This is a genomic window from Micromonospora sp. NPDC005686 (assembly GCF_042871665.1).
Lineage (GTDB): Bacteria > Actinomycetota > Actinomycetes > Mycobacteriales > Micromonosporaceae > Micromonospora.
Genome location: NZ_JBIAIY010000002.1, coordinates 25,564 through 37,759 on the forward strand (window position 1 = coordinate 25,564; position 12,196 = coordinate 37,759).

Below are 12,196 nucleotides of genomic sequence, written 5' to 3' on the forward strand. Positions count from 1 at the left end.
GAGCTCAACCCGCGCCGTGCGCCTGTCGCAGGTGGCGGGCACGTTCCGTATGGCAAGCGAGCAACCCGCGAGCATCACGGATCCATAGTGGATTAAGAGCGCGGCATTCGCGCAGGTCGTTGCATGATCGTCTCAGTGCTGGCGGACATTGCTATGGATTAAAAGTCCACAGCTCTGCCATTGAGCTAGCGGCCCGCACGCACAGGTTACCCGAACCTGATCAGCCCCGGCGTGCGTCACGCATCGACCCTCCGGCACGCCACGATCCCACTTCGGGGCCCTCCGCTGCGTCCGCGGACCGCTACGCTTCGGCAATGTCGAGCTGGCACCGACACGGCCTCAAAGCGGAAGCTGCACTGGTGCCCGCCGTCGCCCTGGTGGCCCTGCTCGGCCTCATGGTTCAGTCGGAGGGCATCGACACCACCGCCGAGATCGTGGCGCTGCTTGTCGTCCTCGCCTCCTCCGCCGCGCTCTACCTGCGCCGGCGATACCCCGTGGCGGTGGGCGTGGTGGCGCTGGCCGCTGTCGCCGCGTACGGGGCTCTGCTGCACCGCCCCGGGCCGGTCATGCTGGTGTTCGTCGTGGCGCTGTACACGGTCGTCGACGAGGGGCACCTCGCGGTCGCGGTGGGGCTCGGCCTGGCGTCGGTCGTCTCCTTCGCCGTCGCCGACAGCTACACCCGGACCGGCGTCAGCGGGAACGGCGCGACGCTGCTGCACGCCGGGTGGCTCGTCGCGGTCATCGTCGGCGTGACCCGTAACCGGCGGGCCTATCTCGCCGAGGTGCAGGCGCGCGTGCTGGCCGCCGAGCGGCGCAAGGAGGAGGAGGCCCGGCACCGGGCCACCGAGGAGCGGCTGCGGATCGCCCGTGAGCTGCACGACCTGCTCGGCCACCACCTGTCGCTGATCAGCGTGCAGGCGAGCGCCGCGTTGCACCGGCCCGATCCGGAGCGGTCGGCGGAGGCGCTCGCGGTGATCAAGCGGACGAGCCGGGAGACGTTGCGCGAGCTGCGGGCGGCGCTGGGCGTGCTCCGGCAGGAGGGTACGACGCCGAGTGATCCCGCGCCCGGTCTCGACCGCCTCGACGAGCTGGTCACGGGGGCGGGGCGCTGCGGGCTGGCGGTGCGTACCGAGGTGACGGATACCGGGCCGTTGCCGCCGGAGGTGGATCTGTCCGCGTACCGGATCGTCCAGGAGGCGCTCACGAACGTGAGCCGTCACGCGGGCGCGAGCACGGCGGTGGTCCGGGTCTTGCCGGACGGCGACGAGGTGGTGGTGGAGGTGGCGGACGACGGCGCCGGTCCGACGGGCCCGCCCGACACCACAACCGGGAACGGGGCCGGGACCGGGGTCCTCGGCATGGGCGAGCGGGCCCGGGCGCTGGGCGGTTCGCTCACCACCGGACCGGGGCCGGACGGCGGATTCCTGGTGCGGGCCCGCCTTCCGCTGCGACCCGCCCCGCTGCCGGTCCCTGCGCCGCGCGCGGAACTGGGGGAGACCGCATGATCCGGTTGTTGCTGGCCGACGACCAGACCCTGGTACGCGCCGGCTTCCGCTCGATCCTCGACGGCGAGGACGGCATCGAGGTGGTGGGCGAGGCCGCAGACGGCGTCACCGCGGTGCGGCTGGCGCGGGAGCTGCGGCCGGACGTCGTCCTCATGGACATCCGGATGCCGCTGTTGGACGGGCTCGCCGCCACCCGCGAGATCGTTGCCGGCACCGGGGCCCGGGTGATCATCCTGACCACGTTCGACCTGGACGACTACGTCTACGGCGCGTTGCGGGCCGGCGCGAGTGGCTTCCTCGTCAAGGACACCGAGCCGGCGGAGCTGATCCACGGCGTACGGGTGGTGGCCCGGGGCGACGCGTTGATCGCCCCGAGGGTTACCCGCCGGCTGATCGCCGAGTTCGCCGCCCGCACCCGGCACCCCGACCCGGGCCCACGGCTGAGCGCACTCACCGAGCGGGAACGGGAAGTGCTCGTCCTGGTCGCCGCCGGCCTGTCGAACGACGAGATCGCGGCCCGGCTGGTGCTGAGCCCGGCCACCGCGAAGACGCACGTCAGCCGGATCATGACCAAGACGCGGGTACGGGACCGGGCCCAGCTCGTCGTGCTCGCGTACGAGTCGGGGCTCACCGTGCCCGGCTGGCTCACCGCCTCCTGAACGAGCAGCCGGGACACGACGAGCAGCCGGCCGGAACGAGCGGCCGGTCAGGCGGTACGCCGGGAACGGGCCAGCGCCAGCCCGCCCAGCACCGCACCGATCAGCCCCAACGCCACACCGGCGACCGCACCGGCACGGCCCTGACCGCTGCCGAGACCCTCGGTGGTCAGCGCCAGGTGCCAGGCGCTGAGGACCAGGCTGACCACTCCCGCCGCGGCCGCCACAAGGGCCTGGACCCGCCCCTCGCCCGGCCCGCGGCGGGAGCGGCTCAGCGCCAGCCCGCCGACGACCACGCTGGCCAGGGCCACCACGGCGATGAAAGTGGCGCCGACCCGGCCGGAGCCGCCGATGCCCCCGGTGGCGAGCGGGATGTGCGCGGCCGGGGCGACTGCGCCGGCGAGCAGGTGACGGATGGACATCTCGGGGCTCCCTGGGGTCGTGACAAGTGGTGACGGCGGCAGCGTATGGACGCGCATCGCCGCCGGTCGTCGTCCCGGAGTCGTCGACCGGGCTACCACCACGGGAGTACGCGATCGGCCCGCGTACCCCAGGGGTTGTCGCCGCCAGGCGTGAACCGCGGCGGCCGGGGAACCTGGGCGACCATGCGAGTCACGACCACCGCCGCCGTGGCGGCGTCCCGCGAGGTGCCGGGCGACGACGGTGCACGCCGGCCCGGCGGTGAGGTCCACGCCTGGCTGCCGGGTCAGAACCAGACGCTGTGCGGGCTGCCGCTGAGCCGGACCCGCCTGCGCCGCTTCCCGCACGTGCCGTTCGACTACTCCGGCACCGACGTGCTCACCGCGGCCGACCCGGAGGGCTGGGTCTGCCCGCATTGCCTGGCCGCTACCGCGGGTCGCCGTGACCGGGAGAAGGGCTGGGTGCGCACGAACCCCCGTCCGTGAGCGGTTGCCACCCGGTTCAACGGGTACCGCACCGGTCATGCGCATCGTGATCGTGGGGGCGACCGGCAACGTGGGGACGGCGGTGCTGCGCCGGCTGCGGCGGGAGGCGGGCACCGAACTGGTCGGCGTGGCCCGCCGGCTGCCCGGGCCGGACGCCGGTGAACCGTACGACGACGTCGAGTGGCACTCCTGCGACATCGGCGCACCGGGCGCCGCCGACCAGCTCGTGCGGATCTTCGCCGGGGCGCGGGCGGTCGTGCACCTGGCCTGGCAGATCCAGCCCAGCCACGACCGGCGCACGCTCTACCGGACCAACGTCGGCGGCAGCCGCGCGGTGATCGAGGCCGCCGTCCGGGTCGGCGTTCCGGCCCTCGTGTACGCCTCGTCGGTCGGCACCTACGCGCCCGGCCCGAAGAACCACCCGGTCAGCGAGAACTGGCCGGCGACCGGGGTGGAGACGTCGTCGTACAGCCGGGACAAGGCGGAGGTCGAGGCACTGCTGGACGGCGTGCAGCGGGAGCACCCCAAGCTGCGCGTGGTACGCCTGCGGCCGGGACTGATCTTCCAGCGCGAGGCCGGTACGGAGATCAGCCGCTACTTCCTCGGCCCGCTGGTGCCGGTGCGCCTGCTGCGGTACGGCCGCATCCCGCTGGTGCCGTCGAACCGGCGACTCCGGATGCAGGCGGTGCACGCCGACGACGTCGCGGACGCGTACGCCCGGGCGGTTCTGGGGGACGCGAGCGGCGCCTTCAACGTGGCGGCCGACCCGGTGCTGACGCCGGAACTGATGGCCCGGCACTTCCACGGCTGGACGCTGCCGGTGGCGACGCCGGTGCTGCGCGCCGCGGCGGCGCTGACCTGGCGGGCGCGGCTGCAACCGGTCGACACCGGCTGGGTCGACCTGGCGCTGAACGTGCCGCTGATGTCCAGCCACCGCGCCGAGACCGAACTCGGCTGGACACCGGCCGTCGACACGGTGACCGCCCTGAAGGAGCTGTTCGCCGGCATGGCCGCTCGCGCCGGCGCCGACTCCCCACCGCTGTCCCCCGACCCGGCGCTGCCCGGCCGCCCCGCCGCCCTGACCCGGGGCCACCTCCCCGGCCACCCCAACCCCTACTGACCCTGCCCCCCGCCCTCACCCCGCCTGCCCGCACCCGGTGATCAAGGAGTTTGTGTCACCCGGCGAGATCAACCAGGACACAAACCCCTTGATCACGCAGCGGGAGAGGGGGATCCTCGACCCGCCGCTAAGCCGGGCCGGCGGTCAGGCGTGCGAGAGCGCGAACGCGACCAGGAAACCGAGCACGGTGATCAGCCCGACCAGCAGGTGCGCGTCCGCGAACGCCTCCGGGACCATGGTGTCGGTGATCATCGCGAGGATCGCTCCGGCGGCGAGCGCGGTGATCGTCGCCAGCACCTCCGGCGGTGCGCCGCCCAGCAGCGTGTACCCGGCCAGCGCCGCCGCACCGGAGATCAACGCGATGGCCGTCCACAGCCCGAACACGTACCGCCGGGTGCGGCCGGCCTGCCGCATCCCGGCCGCGCTGGACAGCCCCTCCGGCACGTTGCTGAGGAACACCGCGATGACGGTGACCAGGCTGACCGGGCCGCCGGCCAGCAGGCTCGCGCCGATCACCACCGATTCGGGTACGCCGTCGAGCAGCGCGCCGACCGCGATCGCCGAACCGGAACCGGGCTGCTCCCGCTCGGAGGGCTGCTCGTCGCCGGAACGTTTGCGGTGCCGCGCGCCGTGCCGGGCCAGCAGCACGTTCGCCCCGGTGTACAGCAGCGCGCCGGCTGCCGCGCCGATCACCACCGGCAGCAGGCCACCCTGCTCGTGCGCCTCGTCGATCAGCTCGAACGAGACGGCGGACAGCAGCACGCCCGCCCCGAACGCCATCACCGAGGCGGTCACCGGGCGCGGTACGCGCGCGAAGAACCCGACGGCCGCCCCGATCAGCAGGGCCGACCCGGCGAGCAGGCCCCAGAATCCCGCTTCCAGCCACTCCGGCACGCGCTGCACCCTACCCCCGGGCGCGTGCCGGCAACCCGCCTCAGAAGTCGGCGAACAGGTGCGGCAACTCGCGGGGGAAGAGTCGGCGCAGCTCACCGGCCGCGTCCACCGGCACCTCCCCGAGTCCGCGTACGACCACCTCGACCGGGTCGAGTACGCCGTACGCCAGGGCGGAGAGCCCGGCGGCGGTGAGCCGGGCGGCCGGGACGCTGCCCTCGGCGGCGGTCCGCGCCGGCAGCACGGCCAGCTTGCCGGTGGTGCCGTCGAGCAGGTGGCGCCCGGCGAGCCAGCGGTCGCCGACCACCTCGACCAGCACCCGGCCGGCCCCGACCGGCTGCTCGGCCAGCGCCTCCAGGCTGAGCAGCCGGGCCATCGGCGCGGTCGGGTCGGGCCGGGCCACCCGCGCCTCCACCTGCACGTCGAGGTCGGTGAGCCACAGCTCGGGCAGTTCGTCGGGGGTCACCTGCACGCTGATCCGGGCCACCTGGTCGACGTGCCGGGCGAAGAACTGGAGCACCGAAGCGCGAGCGTACGGGTCGTCGACGAGCAGGTCGTCGGCGAACAGCGTGCCGGCATGGTCGTCGATCCGGTACGTGACCGCGCCGACCGTCTCGCCGCCGCGCACCACCCTGAGCAGCCAGCGGTCGTCCCGGTCGCGCAGCCCGACGGCTCGGAAGTCCGGGAAGACCGCGAAGCCGTGCCGCTCGCGCAGGCACCGTTCGGTGTACGCGCGCCACCTCGCATACCCCGCGCCGATCCGCTCCCAGACCAGCTCGTCGGGCAGTTCGGCGCGCAGCAGCGGTGCCAGGTCCGCCGGGTTGAAGATCGCGGTACGCCGCCGGGGCAGCCCGATGTAGCCGAAGCGCTCGTAGAACGAGGCGCGGAACGGGTGCAGCGCGCTGAGCTGGTGGCCCTCGTCGCGCATGCCGTCGAGAAGCTGCTGCATCAGCGTGCGGACGTGGCCGCGCCGGCGGGCCAGCGGATGGGTGGCCACGCCCGCGACACCGGCCATCGGCAGCACCGCGCCGCGCAGGTTCTGCCGCATCGGGATCGCCGACACGGCCGCCGCGGTGACCCCGTCCTCCTCGGCCACCAGCGTCGTGTTCCCCGCGTTGTACGGCAGGTAGGCGCGGAACTGGTCGGTCCGGGTGGCGCCCATCGGCGAGGACTCGAACGCGTACGCCTGGAGCGGGAAGCTGGTGGTCAGTCGTTCATCGGCGGCCAGCCGGCGAATGTGCATCCGTTCATCCCAACCGCACCCGCCGTGGTCCGCAACCGGAAGGGCGCCCGCTCACGCCTCGGTGACGTCCGAGATGACCACTGTCACGTTGTCCGGTGCGCCGGCCTGGTGGGCCAGTTTCACCAGTTGCTCGCCGCACTGCTGGCGGTCGCCGTACGTGGCGAGCGCCGCCGCGATGGCGGCGTCCTCCACGTAGTCGGAGAGGCCGTCGCTGCACAGCAGCAGCCGGTCGCCGGGGAAGACGGTGAGCGCGCCGACGGCGGGTGGCGCGTCGGAGCCCTGCACCGCGCGGGTGACCAGCGAGCGCTGCGGGTGGTGCCGGGCCTGGTCGCGGGAGAGCGCGCCCTGGTCGACGAGCGCCTGCACGAACGTGTCGTCGCGGGTGAGCTGGGTCAGCTCGTGGTCGCGCAGCAGGTAGCAGCGGGAGTCGCCGACCTGCGCCAGGACCAGGGCGTCCCCGGCGAGCAGGGCGGCGGTGAGCGTCGTACCCATGCCGTCGCGGGCCGGGTCCACCGTGACGGCCGCGCGGATGCGCTGGTTCGCGGTGCTCACGACGGCGCGCAGCGCGTCGGCCGCCTCGTCGGCGCCGGTGGGCGGCGTCAGCTCGTCCAGGATGCGGATGACGATCTCGCTGGCCACCTCGCCGGCGGGGAGCCCGCCCATGCCGTCCGCCACCGCCACGAGGCGGTCACCGGCGAGGGCGGAGTCCTCGTTGTTGGTCCGGACGAGGCCGACGTCGTTGAGGATGGCCGAGCGGAGGATGAGCGTCATGACGACAAGCTTGCCAAGAAGAACGGCTCCGCGTCTGCACGCGCTGGCGGGTCTGCTGAAAGAAATGTCATCCGCTTGCATCCTGGGTATGCGTCAACTGTCCAGTATGGATGGACGAGGATAGCGCAGCAGGAGGCTCGCGTGGACCTCCTCCTCCCCCACCACCGCATAGACGTGCGGCACGTCGAGTGGGCGGGGGAGAACTGCGCCGTCCCGGGCCGAACCGCAGCGCTATCGTGCTACACCGTGCCGTTCCGTAAACGGAACAGCGCGGAGGAGGAGAGCATGGGCGGTCGGCTCCAACCCGTCCTGGCCGGCGTGGTGACCGCCCTGGTCGGCTTCGCCAGCTCGTTCACAGTCGTCCTGGCCGGGCTGCGCGCGGTCGGCGCCGAACCGGAGCAGGCCGCCTCCGGCCTGCTCGCGCTCTGCGTCGCCAGCGGCGCCTGCGCGGTCTGGCTCGGCCTGCGGCACCGGCTGCCGCTGTCGATCGCCTGGTCCACGCCGGGCGCGGCGCTGCTGGTGGCCACCGGGCCGGTCGCCGGCGGCTGGCCCGCGGCGGTCGGCGCCTTCCTGCTCGCCGGGCTGCTGATCATCGCGGCCGGGCTGATCCCCGCGCTCGGCCGCGCGGTCGCCGCCATCCCCACCCCGATCGCCTCCGCCATGCTCGCCGGGGTGCTGCTGCCGCTGTGTACGGCGCCGGTACGCGCCCTGGTCGAGGTGCCCTTGCTGGCCGGGCCCGTGGTGCTGGTCTGGCTGCTGCTGCACCGGTTCGCCCGCCGGTGGGCGGTGCCGGGCGCGCTCGCCGTGGCGGTGGTCGCGATCGCGCTGACCACCTCCGGGCCGGCCCGGCTGGACGCCGCACCGGTCGTCGCGTTCACCGCGCCGGCCTGGACGCTGCCCGCCGTCGTCGGGCTCGCGCTGCCGCTGTTCCTGGTCACCATGGCCGCGCAGAACGTGCCCGGCACCGCGGTGCTCGCCGGGTACGGCTACCGGGCCCCGCTCGGCTCGGCGCTGCGGGTGACCGGACTCGCCACCGCGCTCGGCGCCCCGGCGGGCGGGCACGCGGTGAACCTGGCCGCGATCACCGCCGCCCTGGCCGCCGGCCCGGACGCCCACCCGGACCCGGAACGGCGCTGGATCGCCTCGGTCACCGCCGGGATCGGCCTGGCCCTGCTCGGCCTGGGCGCCGGCGTGGCCACCGCCCTGGTGCTGCTCTCCCCACCGGTGCTGGTCGAGGCCGTCGCCGGGCTCGCCCTGCTCGGCGCGCTCGCCGGAGCCGTCACGGCGGCGGTCGCCCAGCCGGACGCGCGGGAAGCAGCGGTGGTGACGTTCGTGGTCACCGCCTCCGGGGTGAGCCTGCTCGGGGTGGGCGGCGCGTTCTGGGGACTGGTCGCGGGCTGGCTGATGCTGCTGCTGTTCCGCGGCCGGGCCGCACCCCCGCGGGCCGAGCCGGCCGTGCCGGATCAGGCGACACGGGCCGGGGGAAGCGATCGGGTCACTCCTCGGCGGGTAGCTCCGCGGCCGGGACGGTGAGGCGTACCGCGCCGTCGGTCACCGCCGCGATCCGGTCGGCGAGCACGTAGACTGCGCCGGTGCGGACCAGCTCGGTGGAGACCTTGAGGTAGCCGTCGCGCAGCAGCCGGGCGGCCAGGTCGGCCGGCACGTCCGGCTCCTCGGCCGCCGCCGACTCGATCAACTCGTCCAGGCTGCTGCCCGGGTCGACAGGGGCGGGCGCCTGCACGGTCACCGCGGCCGGGTCGCCGCGCTGCACGAGATCGACTGTGCCCACCTCGACGCCTGCGGAGTCGACCACCCGCATGCCGGTGGTGACCCGGGAGACGGTGTCCTGCTGCTGGCTCATGCGGAAGCGGTTCCCGGGTCGCGCGGGCGCTAAACGGACGGGGCCCAGCCGCCCGGCGGCCGGGGGGACAGCTCGCGCCAGGTGTCGGTGCCGTCCAGCAGCGCCCGGACCGTCTCCTCGGCCTCCTCGACGCTGGCGTGCTCGTAGAACCGGGAGACCCCCTCGGCGCCGCCGGCCCGCTGCTCCACGTGCCAGCGGTCGCCGTCCACCCGGAGGAAGACGTCTCGCCGGGCGAGGCGTCCCCATTTCCCGTTCCACCAGTGCCTGCGCTGCTCCATGCCCGGACTCTATCGAACATGTGTTCGATACACGTCGGCCCCCGCGAGATCGTCGCGGGGGCCGATCGGCTATGGCGTCAGCGCGGCGCTGGTGGCTCCTGCCGGCGGCCGAGCACGTCGTCGAGGGCGCTGCGCTGGCCCGGTGTGCCGTGGTCGCCGGCGAGCAGCGCGTCCCGGATCTCGGTGAGCAGCTTGACCTCCTCGCTCGGGGCCGAGGGCGGCGGCTCCTCGCCGCGCTTGCGGCGCTCGGCGAGCTTGTTCATCGGGTAGACGACGAGGAAGTACAGCGCCGCCGCGGTGAGCATGAACGTGATCAACGCGTTGACGAAGGCCACCCAGTCGAACGGGATGCCCCGGAACGCGGGCGTCGAGCCGCTGAGCCCGTCCTTGTTGCCGGTGATCAACACGATGAACACCCGTACCAGCGGTTCCAGGAACGACTTGGTGAGCTGGGTGACCACGCCGGTGAACGCGGCGCCGATGACGACACCGACCGCCAGGTCGACGACGTTGCCGCGCATGATGAAGTCTTTGAAGCCCTTGAGCATCCGTACTCCCGTGCCCTGATGAGTCTGCGTCGGGGACAACCTATGCCCCGGCGGGCCCTTCGAGAAAAGCACCGGCCTCGATCGCCGCCCGCTGCGGGTCGCCGGCCCGGATCGCCTCGACCAGCCGGCCGTGGTCCACGTACCGCTCGGGGGTCAGCGCCTCGCCCATCGCCTGGGCCACGGTGCTGCGCAGCGCGGCGCCGACCGAGGCGTACAGCTCGGCGAGCATGGCGTTGTGCGCGGCGGCCACCACTACCGTGTGCAGCGCGGCGTCCGCCTCGACGAACTCGTCCACCCGGCCGCCGCGCCAGGCGGTCTCGCGGGCCGCGAGCGCGCCGTCGAGCGCCGCCAGGTCCTCGGGCGTACGCCTCAGCGCGGCGAGCCGGGCGGCCTCCACCTCGAACGCGCGCCGGACCTCGACCACCTCGGTCATCCGGTCGTCGGTGAGCCGGCGGGCCACCACCGGCGCCAGCTCGTCTGTCGACACCACGTAGGTGCCGGAGCCCTGCCGGCACTCCAGCACCCCGGCGTGCACGAGCGCCCGGACCGCCTCGCGAACCGTGTTGCGCCCCACCCCGAGCGCGGCGACCAGTTGCGGCTCGGTGGGGATGCGCCCGCCCACCGGCCACTCGCCGCCGAGGATCCGTTCCCGGAGCTGTTCGGTGGTCTGCCGGACCCGGTGACCGCGCGGTGGCACGGAGACGGAATTGACGGCCGGTGTCACCGGTTACACCTGCTGCCGAAATTCATCCCATGATTGTAGGTTCGAGGTCATGACTCCGCCACCTGCGCCCGCCGCGACAGTGCCCGCCCCGGGCGTCACCCCCGCGCCGGGCCGCGGTCCGGCGGCCCGCCCGGTCCGGGGCGGTCTGCTCGTCCTGGTCGGGATGCTGCTCGTCGCGCTGAACCTGCGGGCCGCGGTGACCAGCCTGGGCGCCCTGCTCGACGAGATCCGGACCGGGCTCGGCCTCTCCGGGACCATGGCCGGCCTGGTCACCACGCTGCCCACCATCGCGTTCGCCGGGCTGGGCGCGCTCACCCCGTGGCTGGTCCGCCGCTGGGCCGCGCCCCGGGTGCTGGTGGTGGCCATGCTGGCGCTCACCGTCGGGCAGGTGCTGCGCGTGGTCACCGGCTCGGCGGCGGTCTTCGTGCTCACCAGCGCGCTCGCGCTGGCCGGCATCGCGGTGGCGAACATCCTGCTGCCGATGCTCGTCAAGCAGCACTTCCCGCACCGCACCGGGCTGGTCACCGGGGCGTACACGATGGCCCTGACGGTGGGGACGACGGTGGCCGCCGCCTCCGCCGTGCCGGTGGCGCACGCGTTCGGCTCCTGGCGGGCCGGACTCGGCATCTGGGCCGGGCTGGCCGCGCTGGCCGTACTCCCGTGGGTGCCGCTGGCGCTGCGTGCCCGCGCCGCCCGACGGGCCGCGCCCCCGGCGGTGGCGGTCGCCGCCCCGGCCCGGGTGCAACCGGCCCGGACCCGGCTCGGCTGGGCCATGGCGGTCTACTTCGGGGCGCAGTCGCTCAGCGGGTACGCGATCATGGGCTGGCTGGCCCAGCTCTTCCGCGACGCCGGGTACCGGCCGGAGGTGGCCGGGCTGCTGCTCGCCGGCGTGACCGCGCTGGGCGTGCCGGTGGCGCTGATGATGCCGACGCTGGCCGGGCGGCTGGCGACGCTGCGACCGCTGGTGCTGTCGCTGACCGTGTTCTCCGCGGCCGCGTACACCGGTCTGGCGCTGGCCCCGCGCGGCCTGGCGCCGCTGTGGGTGCTGCTGCTGGCGCTCGGCCAGGGCGCGTTCCCGCTCATCCTGACCACGATCGGGCTGCGCGCCCGGACCGCCGAGGGCACCGTGGCGCTGTCCGCGTTCGCGCAGAGCACCGGGTACGTGATCGCGGCGCTCGGACCGCTGCTGGTCGGCATCCTCTACGAGGCGACCGGCGGCTGGACGGCCCCGATCGGCTTCCTGCTGGTGGCGTTGGCCGTGCAGACGGCAGCGGGCATGGTGATCGCCCGTCCCCGCTACATCGAGGACGAGCGCTGAGCGGGATCGGTCAGGAGGAGGCCGGGGTGGGATCGCCCGCGACGGCCTGCTCCACCGTCGGGTACGTGTGCAGCACCTCGACCAGGCCGCTGACCTCGAGGATGCGCAGCACGCCGCGCTGCGGGGCGGCCAGCCGGACCACGCCGCCCACCTCGTCGCAGTTGTTCTTCGCCCGGACGAACACCGACAGGCCGGTGGAGTCGCAGAACGACACCTCGGCCAGGTCGAAGACGAGGCGACTGCGTCCCTTGTCCAGTAGGTCCGTGATCTGGTCCTGCAGCTGCGGTGCCGTGGCCATGTCCAGCTCGCCCGCGACCGACACGACGACCACGTCGCCGCGTTGTTCCGTATGCACCGTCAAGGACATTCGTCGACC

General features: G+C 74.0%; 15 protein-coding genes. 6 read left to right on the top strand and 9 right to left on the bottom strand.

All coding sequences use genetic code 11. The annotated features are described in order from the left end of the window. Positions 1 to 359 precede the first annotated feature (359 nt). Complete coding sequence (locus ACFYON_RS04100; protein ID WP_355095214.1) at positions 360 to 1,505, top strand: sensor histidine kinase; 1,146 nt, start codon at positions 360 to 362, stop codon at positions 1,503 to 1,505. Beyond that, a complete protein-coding gene (locus ACFYON_RS04105) occupies positions 1,502 to 2,164 on the top strand; it encodes a response regulator transcription factor (protein ID WP_354867644.1) in 663 nt (220 codons plus the stop codon). The genes ACFYON_RS04100 and ACFYON_RS04105 overlap by 4 nt, the downstream gene beginning before the upstream one ends. 47 nt (positions 2,165 to 2,211) lie before the next feature. Here the strand turns inward: ACFYON_RS04105 and ACFYON_RS04110 are convergent, their stop codons facing one another. Further along, positions 2,212 to 2,583, bottom strand: a complete 372-nt coding sequence (locus ACFYON_RS04110; protein WP_387320586.1) for a DUF6223 family protein — start codon at positions 2,581 to 2,583, stop codon at positions 2,212 to 2,214. Positions 2,584 to 2,766: 183 nt separating this feature from the next. Between ACFYON_RS04110 and ACFYON_RS04115 the strand changes: the two genes are divergently transcribed. Beyond that, the gene (locus ACFYON_RS04115; RefSeq protein ID WP_354867649.1) at positions 2,767 to 3,066 is read left to right on the top strand and encodes a hypothetical protein; all 300 of its coding nucleotides are present in this window, start codon (positions 2,767 to 2,769) and stop codon (positions 3,064 to 3,066) included. A 37-nt stretch (positions 3,067 to 3,103) separates the two neighbouring features. Then, positions 3,104 to 4,186 (top strand): NAD-dependent epimerase/dehydratase family protein, encoded by a 1,083-nt coding sequence (locus ACFYON_RS04120; protein WP_387320589.1) that lies wholly within the window; start codon positions 3,104 to 3,106, stop codon positions 4,184 to 4,186. Positions 4,187 to 4,330: 144 nt separating this feature from the next. On the opposite strand, the gene ACFYON_RS04125 is transcribed toward ACFYON_RS04120, so the two are convergent. The 3 genes from ACFYON_RS04125 to ACFYON_RS04135 are packed head-to-tail and all read right to left on the bottom strand — an operon-like array spanning position 4,331 to position 7,091. Further along, positions 4,331 to 5,080: a ZIP family zinc transporter gene (locus tag ACFYON_RS04125; protein WP_354867654.1), complete on the bottom strand. Its 750-nt coding sequence runs from the start codon at positions 5,078 to 5,080 to the stop codon at positions 4,331 to 4,333. Positions 5,081 to 5,120: 40 nt separating this feature from the next. Then, complete coding sequence (gene eis, locus ACFYON_RS04130) at positions 5,121 to 6,320, bottom strand: GNAT family N-acetyltransferase (protein ID WP_355095210.1); 1,200 nt, start codon at positions 6,318 to 6,320, stop codon at positions 5,121 to 5,123. A gap of 51 nt (positions 6,321 to 6,371) precedes the next feature. Then, the gene (locus ACFYON_RS04135) at positions 6,372 to 7,091 is read right to left on the bottom strand and encodes a protein phosphatase 2C domain-containing protein (protein WP_354867659.1); all 720 of its coding nucleotides are present in this window, start codon (positions 7,089 to 7,091) and stop codon (positions 6,372 to 6,374) included. A gap of 246 nt (positions 7,092 to 7,337) precedes the next feature. Between ACFYON_RS04135 and ACFYON_RS04140 the strand changes: the two genes are divergently transcribed. Continuing rightward, entirely contained in the window at positions 7,338 to 8,624 is a 1,287-nt protein-coding gene (locus ACFYON_RS04140; RefSeq protein WP_387320592.1) for a benzoate/H(+) symporter BenE family transporter, read from the top strand. On the opposite strand, the gene ACFYON_RS04145 is transcribed toward ACFYON_RS04140, so the two are convergent. The 4 genes from ACFYON_RS04145 to ACFYON_RS04160 all read right to left on the bottom strand — a co-directional run bounded on the left by ACFYON_RS04145 (position 8,587) and on the right by ACFYON_RS04160 (position 10,502). Beyond that, positions 8,587 to 8,952, bottom strand: coding sequence for a hypothetical protein (locus tag ACFYON_RS04145; protein WP_354867666.1), 366 nt, complete (start codon positions 8,950 to 8,952; stop codon positions 8,587 to 8,589). The genes ACFYON_RS04140 and ACFYON_RS04145 overlap by 38 nt on opposite strands. 29 nt (positions 8,953 to 8,981) lie before the next feature. Further along, a complete protein-coding gene (locus ACFYON_RS04150; RefSeq protein WP_026268772.1) occupies positions 8,982 to 9,230 on the bottom strand; it encodes a hypothetical protein in 249 nt (82 codons plus the stop codon). A 77-nt stretch (positions 9,231 to 9,307) separates the two neighbouring features. Continuing rightward, entirely contained in the window at positions 9,308 to 9,778 is a 471-nt protein-coding gene (gene mscL, locus ACFYON_RS04155) for a large conductance mechanosensitive channel protein MscL (RefSeq protein ID WP_355095201.1), read from the bottom strand. A 40-nt stretch (positions 9,779 to 9,818) separates the two neighbouring features. After that, on the bottom strand, positions 9,819 to 10,502 hold the full coding sequence (locus tag ACFYON_RS04160; RefSeq protein WP_354867670.1) for an FCD domain-containing protein: 684 nt from the start codon (positions 10,500 to 10,502) through the stop codon (positions 9,819 to 9,821). A 49-nt stretch (positions 10,503 to 10,551) separates the two neighbouring features. On the opposite strand from ACFYON_RS04160, the gene ACFYON_RS04165 reads away from it, so the two are divergent. After that, positions 10,552 to 11,820: an MFS transporter gene (locus ACFYON_RS04165; RefSeq protein WP_354867672.1), complete on the top strand. Its 1,269-nt coding sequence runs from the start codon at positions 10,552 to 10,554 to the stop codon at positions 11,818 to 11,820. 10 nt (positions 11,821 to 11,830) lie between these two features. Here the strand turns inward: ACFYON_RS04165 and ACFYON_RS04170 are convergent, their stop codons facing one another. Next, positions 11,831 to 12,187 (bottom strand): STAS domain-containing protein, encoded by a 357-nt coding sequence (locus tag ACFYON_RS04170; RefSeq protein ID WP_135242831.1) that lies wholly within the window; start codon positions 12,185 to 12,187, stop codon positions 11,831 to 11,833. Between the last annotated feature and the right edge of the window lie 9 nt (positions 12,188 to 12,196).